Consider the following 14,834-nt stretch of genomic DNA (forward strand, 5'->3'; position numbering starts at 1 on the left):
TACCGGACGGCCGGGAAGGGTGAGCGGCGGCCCCGGAGAGCCGCCGCCATAGGTGAGGACATTCAGACCGCGAGGGCCTCGTTGAGGAAGGCCTGCAGCTGGGCCTGGTGCTTCGACATCTGCCCCACGGCGGTCGAGGCCGAGGCCGGGCGGCCGACGTAGCGGGCGCGCTTCACCGCGGAGCCGGCCTGGCCGAGCACCCATTCGAGGTAGGGCTCGACGAAGGCCCAGGCGCCCATGTTCTTGGGCTCCTCCTGGCACCACACCACCTCGGCATTGCGGAAGCGGCCCATCTCGTTGGCCAGCGCCTTGAGCGGGAACGGGTAGAGCTGCTCGACGCGCAGCAGGTAGACGTCGTTGACGCCGCGCTTCTCGCGCTCCTCGAACAGGTCGTAGTAGACCTTGCCCGAGCACAGCACGACGCGGCGGACCTTGTCGTCGCGGACGAGCTTGACCCCGCTCTCGTCGTGCTCGGCGTCGTCCCACAGGATGCGGTGGAAGCTCGACCCCTCGGCGATCATCTCGATCGTCGACACCGCCCGCTTGTGGCGCAGCAGCGACTTCGGCGTCATCAGGATCAGCGGCTTGCGGAAGTCGCGCTTCAGCTGCCGGCGCAGGATGTGGAAGTAGTTCGCCGGCGTCGAGCAGTTGGCGACCTGCATGTTGTCCTCGGCGCAGCTCTGGAGGTAGCGCTCCAGGCGGGCGGAGGAGTGCTCCGGCCCCTGCCCCTCGTAGCCGTGGGGCAGCAGCATCACGAGGCCGGACATGCGCAGCCACTTGCGCTCGCCGGACGCGATGAACTGGTCGATCACCACCTGCGCGCCGTTGGCGAAGTCGCCGAACTGCGCCTCCCACAGCACGAGCGCGTTCGGCTCGGCCGCCGAGTAGCCGTACTCGAAGCCGAGCACCGCCTCTTCGGACAGCATCGAGTTGATCACCTCCAGCGGCGCCTGGCCCTCGCGGATGGCGTTGAGGGGCGTGAAGCGCTGCTCGTTCTCCTGGTCGATCACCACGGCGTGGCGCTGCGAGAAGGTGCCGCGCTCGACGTCCTGGCCCGAGAGCCGGACGCGGTTGCCGTCGAGCATGGTCGCGCCGAAAGCCAGGGCCTCGGCGGTCGCCCAGTCGATGCCGACGCCGGTCTCCACCGCCTTGGAGCGGTTGTCCATGAAGCGCTGGATCGTGCGGTGCAGGTGGAAGCCGGGGGGCGCCTGGGTGATCTTCTGCGCGATCTCGCGCAGGGTCTCGACCGGCACGCCGGTGCGGCCGCGACGCGGGTCGTCCACGTCCTCGTGCACGGCCTTGAAGCCGGACCAGCGCCCGTCGAGCCAGTCGGCCTTGTTGGCCTTGTAGGTGCCGGCGACGTCGAGCTCGGCGTCGAGCATCGCCCGGAACTCGGCCTTTCGGGCGTCGTAGGCCTCCTGGCTCAGGGTGCCGTTCTCGATCAGCTTGCGCGCGTAGCTCTCCAGCACCGAAGTGTGCTTGCGGATGCGCTGGTACATCTTCGGCTGGGTGAAGGCCGGCTCGTCGCCCTCGTTGTGGCCGAAGCGGCGGTAGCACAGCATGTCGATCACGACCGGCTTGCCGAACTTCTGGCGGTACTCGACCGCGACCTTGGTGGCGAAGGTCACCGCCTCCGGGTCGTCGCCGTTGCAATGGAAGATCGGCGCCTCGACCATCTTCGCCACGTCGGACGGGTACGGCGAGGACCGCGAGAAGCGCGGATCGGTGGTGAAGCCGATCTGGTTGTTGATGATGAAGTGGATCGAGCCGCCGGTGCGGTGGCCCTTCAGGCCCGACAGCCCGAGGCACTCGGCGACCACGCCCTGGCCGGCGAAGGCCGCGTCGCCGTGGATCAGGAGCGGCATCACGCTGGCGCGCACGACGTTCGGCTTGGCGCGCTGGTCCTGCTTGGCGCGGACCTTTCCGAGCACCACGGGATCGACGATCTCGAGGTGCGACGGGTTGGCGGTGAGCGACAGGTGGACGTTGTTGCCGTCGAAGGCGCGGTCGGACGAGGCACCGAGATGGTACTTCACGTCGCCCGAGCCCTCGACCTCGGCCGGCGAGGCCGAGCCGCCCTTGAACTCGTTGAACACCGCACGGAACGGCTTTGCCATCACGTTGGTGAGCACGTTGAGGCGCCCACGGTGGGCCATGCCGAGCACGATCTCGCGCACGCCGAGCGCGCCGCCGCGCTTGATGATCTGCTCGAGCGCCGGGATCATCGCCTCCGAGCCGTCGAGGCCGAAGCGCTTGGTGCCGGTGTACTTGAGGTCGAGGAACTTCTCGAAGCCCTCGGCCTCGATCAGCTTGTTGAGGATCGCGCGGCGCCCTTCGGGGGTGAACGAGATCTCCTTGTCCTTGCCTTCGATGCGCTCCTGCAGCCACGCCTTCTCCTCGGGATCGGAGATGTGCATGAACTCGACGCCGAGGGTCTGGCAGTAGGTCCGCTCCAGGATCGCGACGATCTCGCGGATCGTGGCGAATTCCAGCCCGAGCACGTTGTCGAGGAAGATCGGCCGGTCCCAGTCGGATTCGAGGAAGCCGTAATGCTGCGGATGCAGCTCCTCGTGGTCGCCGCGGGGGGCCAGCCCGAGCGGGTCGAGCTTGGCGTGCAGGTGGCCGCGCATGCGGTACGAGCGGATCAGCATGATCGCGCGAACCGAATCCTTGGTCGCCTGCTCGACCGAGACGCCGGTCTTGCCGGTGACGGCGAGGCCGTCGGCGGGCTTGCCGGGCCTCTGCTCGCCCTTCTCCGCGCCCTTGGCGAGGATCCTCTCGCCGACCGCCTTCTCCAGGGTCGCCCAGTTGCCGTCGAGCGCCGAGACGATCTCGCCGTTGGCCGGCACCGGCCAGTTCGGCTTGGTCCACGAGGCGCCGGCCGCGTTCTTCTCGACCAGGGTCTCGTCCTCGCCGAGCCCCTTGAAGAAGCTCTGCCACTCGGGGTCGACCGAAGCCGGGTTGCGGGCGTAGGCCGCCTGCAATTCCTCGATGTAGGCGGCGTTGCCGCCGTAGAGGAACGAGGTTTCCAGCAGCGCTTCGTTCACGTCCTGGCGTGCCATCGGCGGGTCATCCTGTCCTTCGGGCCCTCCGCCGGTGCGGATGAGCCGCGTCATCGCGCGGGAGGCGCCTCCGCGAGCGGAAGGCGCGGGCCGCGCTGCGATTCCTGTGGGCGCACGAAGCGGGCGCTCCGTCGCCCATCATATGGGCGTCACCGGCTTGCGTGCGCTGCAACACAGCCGCGCGCGGGTCATACGCGCGCGGCTGTCACTCGGTTTCAGCCCTTCAGGACCTCGACCAGCGTCGAGCCGAGGCGCGCCGGCGACGGCGAGACGCGGATCCCGGCGGCCTCCATCGCCGCGATCTTGTCCTCGGCGCCGCCCTTGCCGCCGGAGATGATCGCGCCGGCATGGCCCATGCGGCGGCCCGGAGGCGCGGTGCGGCCGGCGATGAAGCCGACCATCGGCTTCTTGCGGCCGCGCTTGGCCTCGTCGGCCAGGAACTGCGCCGCCTCCTCCTCGGCCGAGCCGCCGATCTCGCCGATCATCACGATCGACGTGGTCTTCTCGTCGGCGAGGAACATCTCGAGCATGTCGATGAACTCGGTGCCCTTCACCGGGTCGCCGCCGATGCCGACCGCGGTGGTCTGGCCGAGGCCGGCGGTCGAGGTCTGGAACACCGCCTCGTAGGTCAGCGTGCCGGAGCGCGAGACGATGCCGACCGAGCCCGGCTTGAAGATGTTGGCCGGCATGATGCCGATCTTCGATTCGCCGGCGGTGACGACGCCGGGGCAGTTCGGCCCGATGAGGCGCGACTTCGAGCCGATCAGCGCACGCTTGACCCGCACCATGTCGAGCACCGGGATGCCTTCCGTGATGCAGACGATCAGCGGCATCTCGGCCGCGATCGCCTCGCAGATCGCGTCGGCCGCGCCCGGCGGCGGCACGTAGACCACGGACGCGGTCGCGCCGGTGGCCTCGCGGGCCTCGCCGACCGTGTCGAAGACCGGCAGGTTGAGGTGCTTGGAGCCGCCTTTGCCGGGCGAGGTGCCGCCGACCATCTTGGTGCCGTAGGCCAGCGCCTGCTCGGAATGGAAGGTCCCGTTCTTGCCGGTGAAGCCCTGGCAGATGACCTTGGTGTTCGCGTCGATGAGGATGGACATAACGCTTCAGCCCTTCTTCACGGCGGCGACGATCTTCTGCGCGGCGTCGTCGAGATCGTCCGCCGGGATCACGTTGAGCCCCGAGCCGCTGATGATCGCCTTGCCTTCCTCGACGTTGGTGCCTTCGAGGCGCACGACGAGCGGCACCTCCAGGCCCACCGTCTTCACCGCCGCGATCACGCCGCGGGCGATGACGTCGCACTTCATGATCCCGCCGAAGATGTTGACGAGGATGCCCTTCACCTGCGGGTCGGCGGTGATGATCTTGAAGGCCGCGGTGACCTTCTCCTCGGTCGCACCGCCGCCGACATCGAGGAAGTTCGCCGGCTCCTCGCCGTAGAGCTTGATGATGTCGAGCGTCGCCATGGCGAGGCCGGCGCCGTTGACCATGCAGCCGATCGTGCCGTCGAGCGCGATGTAGGCGAGGTCGTACTTCGAGGCCTCGATCTCCTTGGCGTCCTCCTCGGTCTCGTCGCGGAGCGCGACGATGTCGGGGTGGCGGTAGAGCGCGTTCGAGTCGAACGAGATCTTGGCGTCGAGGCACTTGAGATGGCCGTCGCCGGTCAGCACCAGCGGGTTGATCTCGAGCATGCTCATGTCCTTGGCCGTGAAGGCCGCGTAGAGCTTGGCGGTGAGCTCGCCCGCTTCCTTCGCCTGCGGGCCGGCGAGCCCCAGCGCCTTGGCGACGGCGCGGCCGTGATGAGGCATGATGCCGGTGGCCGGGTCGACCGAGAAGGTGACGATCTTCTCGGGGGTGTCGTGGGCCACCGTCTCGATGTCCATGCCGCCCTCGGTCGAGACGACGAAGGCGACCCGCCCGGTCTCGCGGTCGACCAGCATCGACAGGTAGAACTCGGCGGCGATCTGCGCGCCTTCCTCGATGTAGAGCCGGTTGACCTGCTTGCCGGCCTCGCCGGTCTGGATCGTGACCAGCGTCTGGCCGAGCATCTCGCCGGCGAACTGCTTCACCTCGTCGATCGACTTGGTGACGCGCACGCCGCCCTTGGCCCCGGCCGGCGCGCCCTTGAAGGTGCCCTTGCCGCGCCCGCCCGCGTGGATCTGCGACTTCACCACCCAGACCGGGCCGCCGAGCTCGCGCGCGGCGGCTTCCGCCTCCTCGGGCCTGAAGATCGCGACGCCCTTGGAGACGGGCAGGCCGAACTCCTTCAGCACCGCCTTGGCTTGGTATTCATGGATGTTCATGTGCGCTCCGCAGGCGAATAGGGAGTGGCGAATGGCGAATAGCGAGCCGGGGCAGCAGAGAGCACGTGGCTCTGTCTTCGCTAGCCCCTATTCGCTATTCGCCCAATGTTTTTAGGCGAGCGCCGGGTTCACGCCCTTGCAGGCCTCGATCAGCGTGTTCACCGCGCCGACCGACTTCTCGAACATCGCCTTCTCGGCCGCGTCGAAGGTCACCTCGAGCACGCGCTCGACGCCGTTCTCGCCGATCACGACGGGCACGCCGACATACATGCCGGAGATGCCGTACTGGCCGTCGAGGTAGGCGGCGCAGGGCAGGACCCGCTTCTTGTCCTTGAGGTAGCTCTCGGCCATCGCGATGGCGGAGGCCGCCGGCGCGTAGAAGGCCGAGCCGGTCTTCAGCAGGTTGACGATCTCGCCGCCACCCTTGCGGGTCCGCTCGACCATGGCGTCGAGCTTCTCCTGGGTGGTCCAGCCGAGCTTGACCAGGTCGGTCAGCGGCACGCCGGCGACCGTCGAGTAGCGAGTGAGCGGCACCATGTCGTCGCCGTGGCCGCCGAGCACGAAGGCGGTGACGTCCTCGACCGAGACCTTGAACTCCTCGGCCAGGAAGTGGCGGAAGCGGGCCGAGTCGAGCACGCCGGCCATGCCGACGACCTTGTTGGTCGGCAGGCCCGAGAACTTCTGCAGCGCCCAGACCATGGCGTCGAGCGGGTTGGTGATGCAGATCACGAACGCGTCCGGCGCGTTCTCCTTGATGCCGGTGCCGACGGCCTCCATGACCTTCAGGTTGATCCCGATCAGGTCGTCGCGGCTCATGCCGGGCTTGCGCGGCACGCCGGCGGTGACGATCACCACGTCGGCGCCCTTGATCGCCGAATAGTCGCTCGCACCCGAATACTTCGCGTCGAAGCCGTCGACCGGGGCCGATTCGGCGATGTCGAGCGCCTTGCCCTGCGGCACGCCGTCGACGATGTCGAACAGCACGACGTCGCCGAGTTCCTTCAGACCGGCGAGGTGCGCCAGCGTTCCGCCGATCTGGCCGGCGCCGATGAGCGCGATCTTGCTGCGTGCCATGTCCGAGACGTCTCCAGCTTAGCGTGAAAGGGTGAGGCGAGCGCGTCGACGACTCGGGGGTCGAAAGTCCGTCCGAGGCGCCGCCCGACGCGACCAGTTTTCCTGCGCGGCTGTGTGGCCGAAAAGCACCGCCCCATCAACCCGACGCAGATCGCCCAAGCAGGGTTCGGGCCAGGGCGGATGTGCGGCGCACAAAACAAAGCCCTCGAAAAGCTAAGCTTTTCGAGGGCTTTAGGAGGAGATTGCCAATTCGGGATCGGCGCTATGACAACTTTTTGAACCTGTCATTCCGCTCAGAGGATACCCGCGCGCAGCACCCGCTGGATCGCGTGAATCACCGCGCCGAAGCGGGCGTCGACCAGATCGCGCGGCACCTCGGCGTCGTGCTGGATCGCCAGGGGATGGGTGAAGCGGTAGCTCGCATCGAAGATGTAGGCGATGGCGCGCTCGCGGTCGCGCGCCGAGAAGGTGCCGGTGGCCATCCCCTCCTCGATCACCCGCTCGACCAGGCTGCGCAGGCGGACCCGGTGGCGGCGGGCGATCGGCCTGGCGGCGACCGTGGCGTCGAGATGGACCGCGAACAGGTTCGGCTCGTCCTGAAGCGCGTCGCGCTGCAGGGCGGCGAGCGCGGTCAGCAGCCGCTCGATCTTGTCGTCGGCCGGGTCGGGCGCGTCGGCGATGCCGGCCAGGCGGGTCTCGATGTCCCGCAGCCAGCGGCCGGCGACGGCGTCGAGCAGGGCGTCCTTCGAGGGGAAGTAGCGGTAGACGTTGGCGTGCGTCATGCCGGCTTCGGCGGCGACGGCGACGACGGTGACCCGCTTGGGGCCGAGCCGGGCCAGATGCTCGGTGGCGATCCCGAGCAGCCGCACGTCGGCGGAGATCGGCGCCACCCGGGATCGGGCGGCCGCGGGGGCGCGGGCCGGACGGTCCGCATCGGATGGGGACCGTCCCGTCGCCATCGCTTTGGCGGCGGGCTCTTCGGAACGCGGCTCGGGATCCGGTTGAAGGAAGGGAAGCGGGAGGCGTGAGGACGAGAGGTGGTAAGGCGAGACGGACCCCCATCTGACCGAAAGAAGCGGGAACACGCTTCCGTTGACGTCGAGCCTCCCTCCGGGAGCCTATCGATCAGACGGTTTAGCGCCTGTCGAATGTCCTATGTTCACTTCTCTTTGAGAAGGCAACAAAATTTCCTTGAAAACCTGTGCGTCAGAAGCGGTTCTTCCATTCTCGCAGTGCAACAAAAACCGTTGCCGAGTCAGCAGCTTCGTCGAGTCCCACCGCCGTCTTCAGTGCCGGCAGGCCGCTCCGCAGGAAAGGGTTGGTCGCCCGTTCCGCCGCCATCGTAGAGGGAACCAGGAAGCGGCCGGAGGATTTTAGCTCTTCCGCTTCGCGCAGGCGGCCGTGCAGATCCGCGTTGCCGGGCTCTGCTGCGACCGCGAAGCGAGCGTTCGACAGCACGTAATCGTGCCCGCTGTACACCTGTGTCGCATCCGGCAGCGGCAGGAACCGCTCGAGCGACCGCCACAGGGTCTCGGGCGGGCTTTCCATCACCCGGCCGCAGCCGAGGGTGAACAGGGTGTCGCCGGAGAACACGATTCCCGGCTCGGCGAACCAGTAGGTGACGTGGTCGGCGCAATGCCCCGGCGTCTCCCACACCTCGGCCGAGAGGTCGCCGACCCGGACGGCGTCGCCCTCCGACACGGTGCGGTCCACGTCGGGGATCGCCGGGCCGGCCTTGGCCGGGGCGGTGACGCGGGCGCCGGTCGCGCGCTTGACCTCCGGGATGCCCGCGATGTGGTCGCCGTGGCGATGGGTGACCAGGATGTCGGTGAGCCGCCAGCCGGTCTGCGTCAGCATCGCCAGGACCGGCGCCGCCTCCGGCACGTCGATCGCCGCGCAGGCGCCGGTGGCGGGGTCGCGGATGAGCACGCCGATGTTGTCGCTGCGGCACAGGAAGGTGCGGATCTCGGGGGCCGTGGCCATGAACGCGTCTCCGGGCTCGCGGCCGGTCCGGCCGTATCGGGCGGGGAACGGATGCGGAAACCGGGGGGTTCCCCGGCGCGTCGCCCTGCAAGTCGCCGCCTGCGCCTTGTCGCGGCGGGTGCCCGGCCCCATTGAATCGCCATCGGGCCGGGACGCCGGCCTTCCCCGACGCCGCTCCAGCTCCGACCCATGCGCCTCGACGTCACCGACCTGCGGGCCTTCTACGCCACGCCGCTGGGCGTTACGACGCACCGGATCGTCGCCCGCACCCTGCACGGCTTCCTCGGCTCGGTCTCCGGCCTGCGCGTGCTCGGGCTCGGCTACGCGGTGCCTTATCTGAGCCCGGTCCACTGCATCGCCGAGCGGACGCTGGCCTTCATGCCGGCGACGCAAGGGGTGGTGAACTGGCCCGGCGCCGGCCGCTCGTGCTCGGCGCTCGCCGACCCGACGATGATGCCGCTGCCGGATGCGGCGATCGACCGGGTGATCCTGGTGCATGCGCTCGAGGCGGTGGAGAGCCCGACGGAACTGCTCCGGGAGGTCTGGCGCACGCTGACGCCGGGGGGGCGGATGATCCTCGTCGTGCCGAACCGGCGCGGGGTCTGGGCGCGGCGCGACGCGACGCCGTTCGGGCACGGCCAGCCCTACAGCCGCTCGCAGCTGAGCCGGCTGATGCGCGATACGCTGTTCTCGCCGGAGGACTGGGCCGAGACGCTCTACATGCCGCCGCTGCGCTCGCGGGTGATGCTGCAGACCGCCGCCGCCTGGGAGCGGGTCGGGACGGGCCTCTCGCTCCCCTTCGCCGGCCTCCACGTGGTGCACGCCACCAAGCAGCTCTACCGGCCGATCACCGTGCAGCAGGTCCACCGCGCCCGCCGCCTCGCGCCCGCGCGGGTGCTCGTGCCGGCGCCCGCGCCGGGTTAAGCCCGACGCTCCGCACGCCGACGCCGGCGGCCCGGCCCAACCCCGTCTCGACGGAGATCGCGAAGACACCATGAGCGTCGAAGCGGCCATCCAGCAGTTCCTGCTCGCGCTCTCGAGCCTGTTCTCGATCGTCAACCCGCTCGGCGGGGCGCTGATCTTCGCGCAGGTGACGGCGGGGCACAGCCACGACGACCGGGTCTGGCTCGCCGGCCGGATCGGCGGATACGCGCTGCTGATCATGCTGGCGGCGCTGTGGGCCGGCGCGCCGATCCTCAACTTCTTCGGCGTGTCGCTCGGCGCGCTCCGCATCGCGGGCGGGCTCGTCGTCGGCGCCTCCGCCGGGGGGCTGCTGAACCGGCCGGAAGCCCGCGAGGCGCGCAAGCAGGCCGAGGTCTCCTCGACGACGGGACAAGGAGCGACCCAAGCGGCAGCGCAAGCCGGAAGCCAAGCGGCGGCGCCGACCGCGCCCCGAGCGGCGGCGGCCGCCGCTCCCGCCCAGCCGCCGGCGGATGGGCAGAGATCGGTCGATCCCCTGTCGGAGATCGCGTTCTTCCCGCTGACCCTGCCCTTCACCACCGGCCCGGGCACCATCGCGGTGGCGATCACCCTCGGCTCGAACCGTCCGGCCGTGATGGCCGAGCGGCTCGGCTTCTACGTCGGCGTGTCGCTGGCCGCGCTCGGCGTCGCCGCGACGGTGGCGCTGATCTACGCCTCGGCCGACCGGGTGGTGAGCCTGCTCGGGCCGATCGGGGCGCGGGTGCTCGGCCGGCTGTTCGCGTTCCTGCTGCTCTGCGTCGGCACCCAGATCACCATCAACGGGGTGATCGACGTGTTCGGGCCGCTGCTCGCCGCGCGCTGAGACGCCCGCGTCACCGCGCGGCCTCGGCCCGCGCCAAACCCTCGATCCGGTCGAGCCAGCGCTCCAGGCGGGCCCGGTTGCCGCCGGCATCGAGCAACCCGAATTGCGGGCGGGCGTACAGGGCCAGGGTCGATCGGCCCTCGCCGGCGCCGAGAATCGCGACGGCGACCGTGTCGGGCAGCCGCAGCCATTCCGAGCGGACGACGTAGCGGTCCTCCTCGGCCCAGCGGGCCTGGAAGGCCAGCTCGGTGCGCGGCTCCTCGGCCGCCACCGCGGCGACGATGGCGCGCAGGCGCTCGCCCGGCACCGGCAGCACCGGCGGCACGCGATCCGAGACCGCGCGGCACTGGCCGGGCGGGCAGGCGAGCGCGTCGCCCGCGCTTCGCGAGACGGTCGGCAGGTCCACCGCGCCGCGGTCGGGCGCGCCGAACAGCAGCCACACGTCCTCGATGCCCCCGGGCTCCGGCCCGCGCGCCACCAGCACGGCGCCGGCGAGCGCGAGCCCGCCCAGAGCCAGCGCCATGCCCGCCCTCCCCCACCGCACGCCGATCCTCCGCGCCTTCGACCCGTCCGAACACCGGACATGCGAAAGCGGCCCCCTCTCGGAGGCCGCCCGCCCGTCTTCCGCGTCGATCAGATCAGATCACGGGCGCCGAGAACAGCGCGCCGTACATCGCCGCATGGCCGACGTAGTAGAGCGTGAGGAAGCCGGTGAGCGCCACCGCGTAGTAGGCCGGGGCCAGCGCCACGTCGCGGCGGCGGACGGCGCTGCGGGCGTCGTCGGCGGCGATGCCGATCAGCACCACGATGATCCCGGAATGGCCGATCGCATCGACCTTGCCGAACTCGAACACGGCGGAGACGAAGATCGCGGCCAGGATGATCGCGGCGGTGCGGCGCACCAGGGGCGTCCAGATCAGGGCGAAGGCCAGGGTGAACTCGACGACGCCGGCAGCCTTCATGAACAGCTCGGGCGAGGCGCCGAAGGTCATCTCGGGCTTGGCGGCCAGGAGCGGCGCGGTCCATTCCGGGTAGGCCCACTTCTCGACCGAGGCCCACATCAGGGTGACGGCGGCGGCGGCGCGGACCACGTCGATGGGGCGGATGCCGTAGAGGGTGCGGTCGAGGCCGGTGAGGATCAGGTAGGCGGCGACGCCGAGGAAGACCGGGTAGTCGGCCAGATGGAACGCGCCGTAGCTCCAGGTCGCGTAGCCGAACAGCACGACGATGCCGGCGCCGGCCAGCGGCAGGGTGCGGTGCCAGATCAGGCAGGCCGCAAGCGCGAGCTGGAACCACGGGATCCAGGCCGCGTCGGTCTTGAGCTCGGGGGTGAGGATGATGCCGCCGAGCGTCCAGAGCGAGACGAAGAAGAAGCCCAGCGTCGCCCGCACCAGCAATGCGGTGTCGGTGCGCAGCCGCGCGGTGACCCGGTCCAGGGCGTTGAGCAGCGCGGTGCCGAGCGGGGTGCCCTCGGCGAGGCACCCGAACATCAGGCACAGGACCGACAGGCCGACGAGCCACTCGAAGTCGAGGCAGAGCACCTGCTCGAGGCCGCGGGGCTGGCCGGCGACGTCGTAGGCGCAGAACCACTTCACATGGGCGCTGGCCTCGCTGCTGGCGAGCAGGGTCGCGGGAAGGGCTAGGGCGCCGGCAAGAAACGGAGAAGAGCAACGCCACTCAAAGGTCCGCATCGAAGCCTCGTCACAACGGGTCAGAACAGTGCTTACCGATGCATTTAGAACTAAGCCGCCGGATTTTGCCAAGGGTTTGTTAACGTCCGTGTCGAAAAGGTTAACGCTGTGGGTGCCGGGTAGAATCGGCTGAAAGCGAATCCCGTCTAGGGCGCCGTGCCGGGCAACGCGCCATTCAGCATGGACGCGGATTCCCAGCTCTTCGGACGGCCGCGCAAGACTTCGCTCAGTGTTGGCCGGCGATCCTGGCGCGGCCGGAACCCGACATCGCCGGCCGGACCAAGCGTGGGGGGATTGCGGATGATCGGCTTGGCAAGTCTCGCGAGCCTCGGTGCCGGGATCGGGCTGGCCGGCTTCGCGCCGCGTGCGGGCCTGCGCGCCGCCACCTTCGAATCCTGCGGCGGCGTGCTTCTGGTGACCGGCCTCGCCCTGCTCGGCGCTGGGCTGCCGCTGTTCCGCTAGGGCATTCCCGAGCCAGGTGGATCGAGGGGCGCGCGACGATGCTGCCGGCGACGGCGCCGCGGACGCATCCGGGGCCGCGCCCGCCGTCCGGCCCGGTTACGGCTTCGGCGCGTCGCCGGTGAGGTCCGCGAGGGCGCGGTCGTTCCCGGCCGGCGCGGTGAGCGTCTGCAGGAAGGCCAGCAGGTCGGCCTTCTCCGCGCTCGTGAGGTTCAGCGGGCGGATCTCCGGCGAGCGGCTCGGGCGTGCGATGCCGCCGCGGTCGTAGAGATCGATCACCGCCTCCAGCGTCGCGATCGATCCGTCGTGCATGTAGGCGCCGCGGCCGGCGACCTCGCGCAGGCCGGGGGTCTTGAAGGCGTAGCGCAGGGCCTCCGAGCTCGGCACGAAGCGCCCGCGTCCGAGATCCGCGCCGGTCGCCGTGCCGATGTCGTGGAACGAGCCGTCGGTGAAGGCCCAGCCGCCATGGCAGGCGGCGCAGTTCGCGCGGCCGTTGAACAGGTCGAAGCCGCGCTTGGCGGCGACCGGGATCGCCGTCTCGTCGCCCGCGATCCAGCGGTCGAACGGGCTCACGCCGGACACGATCAGGCGCTGGAAGGTGGCGAGCGCCGCCTCGATCCGGTCCTTAGTGACGCCGGGATCGGCGAAGGCCTCGGCGAAGGCGGCGGCATAGGCGGCATCCGCCGACAGGCGCGCCACCGCGTCGTCGGCGGGCAGGCCCATGTTGCCGGGCGCGCTGATCGGGACGAAGGCGACGCTCTCGAGGTCGCGGAACTTGCCGTCCCAGCCGAAGCGGCCCTCCTGCCAGGCGATGTTGAGCAGGCTCGGCGTCCGCAGGTCCATGTCGGAATCGTTGCGGGCCGGCGCGCGCTTGCGCCCGTCCGCCCAGGCGAGGTCGGGCAGGTGGCAGGTCACGCAGGCCCGGTCGCGGTCGGCCGACAGGATCGGATCGAAGAACAGCTTCCGGCCGAGTTCCGCCTTGGCCTGGGCGTAGGGATTGGTCTCCGGGAATGGGATCGCGGAAGGCGGTGCATAGGCCTCGCGCCAGGCGGCCCGCTGCGCCGCCGGTCCGCTCGCGGCCGGACCGCAAACCGCACCGAGCATCACAATTGCGGCGATACCGCCGCCGAGCTTCCATCGCATCGCAGAGCTCCCAAGGGGAGGGTCTACGATGCGATGTCTTGCAGATCCGTAAAGCCTTCGTTTCGATTATGGTCCTGCCCGAGAATTATATTCCCGAAACCTCAACGATAACTTGAACCTCAGCGAACATGCCGCGACGTCATGCCCCCGCCCCGATCCGGGGCGGCGATCAGCGGGCGTCGAGGGCGGCGCGGGTGCGGGCGTCGGTGCCGACGTCGCCGGCGTCGTCCATGCCGAGGCTCTCGATCAGCCGCCCGCGCGCGCGGCTGACCCGACTCTTGATCGTGCCGACGGCGACCCCGCAGATCTCGGCCGCCTCCTCGTAGGTGAAGCTCTGCGCGCCGACGAGAACCAGCGCCTCGCGCTGGGCCAGCGGCAGCAGGTTCAGCGCGCTCTGGAACGCGCGCATCTCCACGCGGACCTCCTGCTCGGGCAGGCTGGTCAGCCGCCCGGCATGGCCGCCGTCGGCATCCTCGATCTCGCGCTTGCGCTTGCGCTGCTCGGAATAGAACAGGTTGCGCAGGATCGTGAACAGCCACGCCGTGAGGTTGGTGCCGCGGCGGAAGCTCTCGGCCTTGGTCCAGGCCCGCATCAGCGTGTCCTGCACGAGGTCGTCGGTGCGGTCGAAATCGTAGGTCAGCGAGAAGGCGAAGGCGCGCAGCGCCGGGATCGCGCCGAGCAGGAGGTCGCGCATCTCGGCGTCGGCGCCGGCGGGCGTTCCGACGGGGGCACAGGCCTGGATCATCGCGCGGATTCCTTTTCCGACCGGGCGGCGAATTCCGCGACGAGCGCCTCGAACCGCTCGGGGATCGGCTGGGCGAGCAGGCCCGCATAGAGCACCCGCAGGCTGCGCCCGATCCGGCGCCGCGTCTCCGGATCGAGCCGCCGGTCGCCGCCGCGCGGCCGCCGCTCGGGCGTCGGCACGGCATCGCCGGCCACGCGCCCGATCGCGTCGTCGGCACCGCGTTCGTCGGAGATGTCGTGCATCGTCGGCCGTCCTGGCAAAGCGGGGCGACGCCTCGCGACCCGACCGCCTGCGAACGACCGGGCGCGGCCCTCAGGCCTCCGGTGCGTCGCGGACGCCAGGTCCGTCGCCGTGGCTACGGGTGCTAGGGCCGGGCGGTTTAATCAAGTCTGAAAAAGACATTCACCTAGAATTCATCACCATAGGCCGCGACATCATCTTATGGTCAAGCTGGCGACTTTGTCAATTTGTATGTTTTTCGCAACCTTGATACATCTGGTTACATTCCAATGTTCGAAACCTGACGGTCTGGACTTCGGGCGGCGGCAGCCGGCGGCGCGCCGCGGCGTCCCGGCCGAGGGCGCGGATGCA

14 protein-coding genes are annotated in these 14,834 nt (G+C 69.9%); 3 read left to right on the top strand and 11 right to left on the bottom strand.

Features of this window, described 5'->3' with window-relative positions:
- Positions 1–62: 62 nt before the first annotated feature.
- From MKK64_RS06605 to gloB, 6 genes are all read right to left on the bottom strand, one after another.
- Positions 63–3,062, bottom strand: a complete 3,000-nt coding sequence (locus MKK64_RS06605; RefSeq protein WP_243932765.1) for a 2-oxoglutarate dehydrogenase E1 component — start codon at positions 3,060–3,062, stop codon at positions 63–65.
- 215 nt (positions 3,063–3,277) lie between these two features.
- The gene (gene sucD, locus MKK64_RS06610) at positions 3,278–4,162 is read right to left on the bottom strand and encodes a succinate--CoA ligase subunit alpha (protein WP_147727159.1); all 885 of its coding nucleotides are present in this window, start codon (positions 4,160–4,162) and stop codon (positions 3,278–3,280) included.
- Positions 4,163–4,168: 6 nt separating this feature from the next.
- The gene (gene sucC, locus MKK64_RS06615) at positions 4,169–5,365 is read right to left on the bottom strand and encodes an ADP-forming succinate--CoA ligase subunit beta (protein WP_243932767.1); all 1,197 of its coding nucleotides are present in this window, start codon (positions 5,363–5,365) and stop codon (positions 4,169–4,171) included.
- Between the two features lie 111 nt (positions 5,366–5,476).
- A complete protein-coding gene (gene mdh, locus MKK64_RS06620; RefSeq protein ID WP_147727161.1) occupies positions 5,477–6,439 on the bottom strand; it encodes a malate dehydrogenase in 963 nt (320 codons plus the stop codon).
- 293 nt (positions 6,440–6,732) lie between these two features.
- Entirely contained in the window at positions 6,733–7,398 is a 666-nt protein-coding gene (locus MKK64_RS06625) for a TetR family transcriptional regulator (RefSeq protein WP_279593056.1), read from the bottom strand.
- Between the two features lie 247 nt (positions 7,399–7,645).
- Complete coding sequence (gene gloB, locus MKK64_RS06630) at positions 7,646–8,422, bottom strand: hydroxyacylglutathione hydrolase (RefSeq protein ID WP_243932777.1); 777 nt, start codon at positions 8,420–8,422, stop codon at positions 7,646–7,648.
- A 189-nt stretch (positions 8,423–8,611) separates the two neighbouring features.
- Between gloB and MKK64_RS06635 the strand changes: the two genes are divergently transcribed.
- Both MKK64_RS06635 and MKK64_RS06640 read left to right on the top strand, forming a co-directional pair.
- Positions 8,612–9,346, top strand: a complete 735-nt coding sequence (locus MKK64_RS06635; protein WP_147727163.1) for a class I SAM-dependent methyltransferase — start codon at positions 8,612–8,614, stop codon at positions 9,344–9,346.
- A 70-nt stretch (positions 9,347–9,416) separates the two neighbouring features.
- The gene (locus MKK64_RS06640) at positions 9,417–10,205 is read left to right on the top strand and encodes a MarC family protein (protein WP_243932779.1); all 789 of its coding nucleotides are present in this window, start codon (positions 9,417–9,419) and stop codon (positions 10,203–10,205) included.
- Positions 10,206–10,215: 10 nt separating this feature from the next.
- Here MKK64_RS06640 and MKK64_RS06645 read toward each other — a convergent pair whose 3' ends face one another.
- Together MKK64_RS06645 and MKK64_RS06650 are read right to left on the bottom strand one after the other, a co-directional pair.
- Positions 10,216–10,728, bottom strand: a complete 513-nt coding sequence (locus MKK64_RS06645) for a hypothetical protein (protein WP_243932781.1) — start codon at positions 10,726–10,728, stop codon at positions 10,216–10,218.
- A gap of 115 nt (positions 10,729–10,843) precedes the next feature.
- A complete protein-coding gene (locus MKK64_RS06650; RefSeq protein ID WP_243932783.1) occupies positions 10,844–11,896 on the bottom strand; it encodes a hypothetical protein in 1,053 nt (350 codons plus the stop codon).
- A gap of 309 nt (positions 11,897–12,205) precedes the next feature.
- Between MKK64_RS06650 and MKK64_RS06655 the strand changes: the two genes are divergently transcribed.
- The gene (locus tag MKK64_RS06655; RefSeq protein WP_187274756.1) at positions 12,206–12,358 is read left to right on the top strand and encodes a hypothetical protein; all 153 of its coding nucleotides are present in this window, start codon (positions 12,206–12,208) and stop codon (positions 12,356–12,358) included.
- 96 nt (positions 12,359–12,454) lie between these two features.
- Here MKK64_RS06655 and MKK64_RS06660 read toward each other — a convergent pair whose 3' ends face one another.
- The 3 genes from MKK64_RS06660 to MKK64_RS06670 form a co-directional block, all read right to left on the bottom strand.
- Positions 12,455–13,498 carry a cytochrome-c peroxidase gene (locus MKK64_RS06660; protein ID WP_243932785.1) on the bottom strand — a complete coding sequence of 348 codons (1,044 nt, stop codon included), beginning with the start codon at positions 13,496–13,498 and terminating at the stop codon, positions 12,455–12,457.
- Between the two features lie 169 nt (positions 13,499–13,667).
- Complete coding sequence (locus MKK64_RS06665) at positions 13,668–14,243, bottom strand: sigma-70 family RNA polymerase sigma factor (protein WP_147844126.1); 576 nt, start codon at positions 14,241–14,243, stop codon at positions 13,668–13,670.
- The gene (locus MKK64_RS06670) at positions 14,240–14,485 is read right to left on the bottom strand and encodes a NepR family anti-sigma factor (protein ID WP_243932787.1); all 246 of its coding nucleotides are present in this window, start codon (positions 14,483–14,485) and stop codon (positions 14,240–14,242) included. Before MKK64_RS06670 ends, MKK64_RS06665 begins: the two co-directional genes overlap by 4 nt.
- Positions 14,486–14,834 lie beyond the last annotated feature (349 nt).

Origin of the sequence: Methylobacterium sp. E-025 (assembly GCF_022829705.1) — a bacterium.
GTDB lineage: Bacteria > Pseudomonadota > Alphaproteobacteria > Rhizobiales > Beijerinckiaceae > Methylobacterium.

Coding starts and splice junctions, on each gene's coding strand:
- MKK64_RS06605 (WP_243932765.1), bottom strand. CDS start 3,062: ATGGCACGCCAGGACGTGAACGAAGCGCTGCTGGAAACCTCGTTCCTC.
- sucD (WP_147727159.1), bottom strand. CDS start 4,162: ATGTCCATCCTCATCGACGCGAACACCAAGGTCATCTGCCAGGGCTTC.
- sucC (WP_243932767.1), bottom strand. CDS start 5,365: ATGAACATCCATGAATACCAAGCCAAGGCGGTGCTGAAGGAGTTCGGC.
- mdh (WP_147727161.1), bottom strand. CDS start 6,439: ATGGCACGCAGCAAGATCGCGCTCATCGGCGCCGGCCAGATCGGCGGA.
- MKK64_RS06625 (WP_279593056.1), bottom strand. CDS start 7,398: ATGGCGACGGGACGGTCCCCATCCGATGCGGACCGTCCGGCCCGCGCC.
- gloB (WP_243932777.1), bottom strand. CDS start 8,422: ATGGCCACGGCCCCCGAGATCCGCACCTTCCTGTGCCGCAGCGACAAC.
- MKK64_RS06635 (WP_147727163.1), top strand. CDS start 8,612: ATGCGCCTCGACGTCACCGACCTGCGGGCCTTCTACGCCACGCCGCTG.
- MKK64_RS06640 (WP_243932779.1), top strand. CDS start 9,417: ATGAGCGTCGAAGCGGCCATCCAGCAGTTCCTGCTCGCGCTCTCGAGC.
- MKK64_RS06645 (WP_243932781.1), bottom strand. CDS start 10,728: ATGGCGCTGGCTCTGGGCGGGCTCGCGCTCGCCGGCGCCGTGCTGGTG.
- MKK64_RS06650 (WP_243932783.1), bottom strand. CDS start 11,896: ATGCGGACCTTTGAGTGGCGTTGCTCTTCTCCGTTTCTTGCCGGCGCC.
- MKK64_RS06660 (WP_243932785.1), bottom strand. CDS start 13,498: ATGCGATGGAAGCTCGGCGGCGGTATCGCCGCAATTGTGATGCTCGGT.
- MKK64_RS06665 (WP_147844126.1), bottom strand. CDS start 14,243: ATGATCCAGGCCTGTGCCCCCGTCGGAACGCCCGCCGGCGCCGACGCC.
- MKK64_RS06670 (WP_243932787.1), bottom strand. CDS start 14,485: ATGCACGACATCTCCGACGAACGCGGTGCCGACGACGCGATCGGGCGC.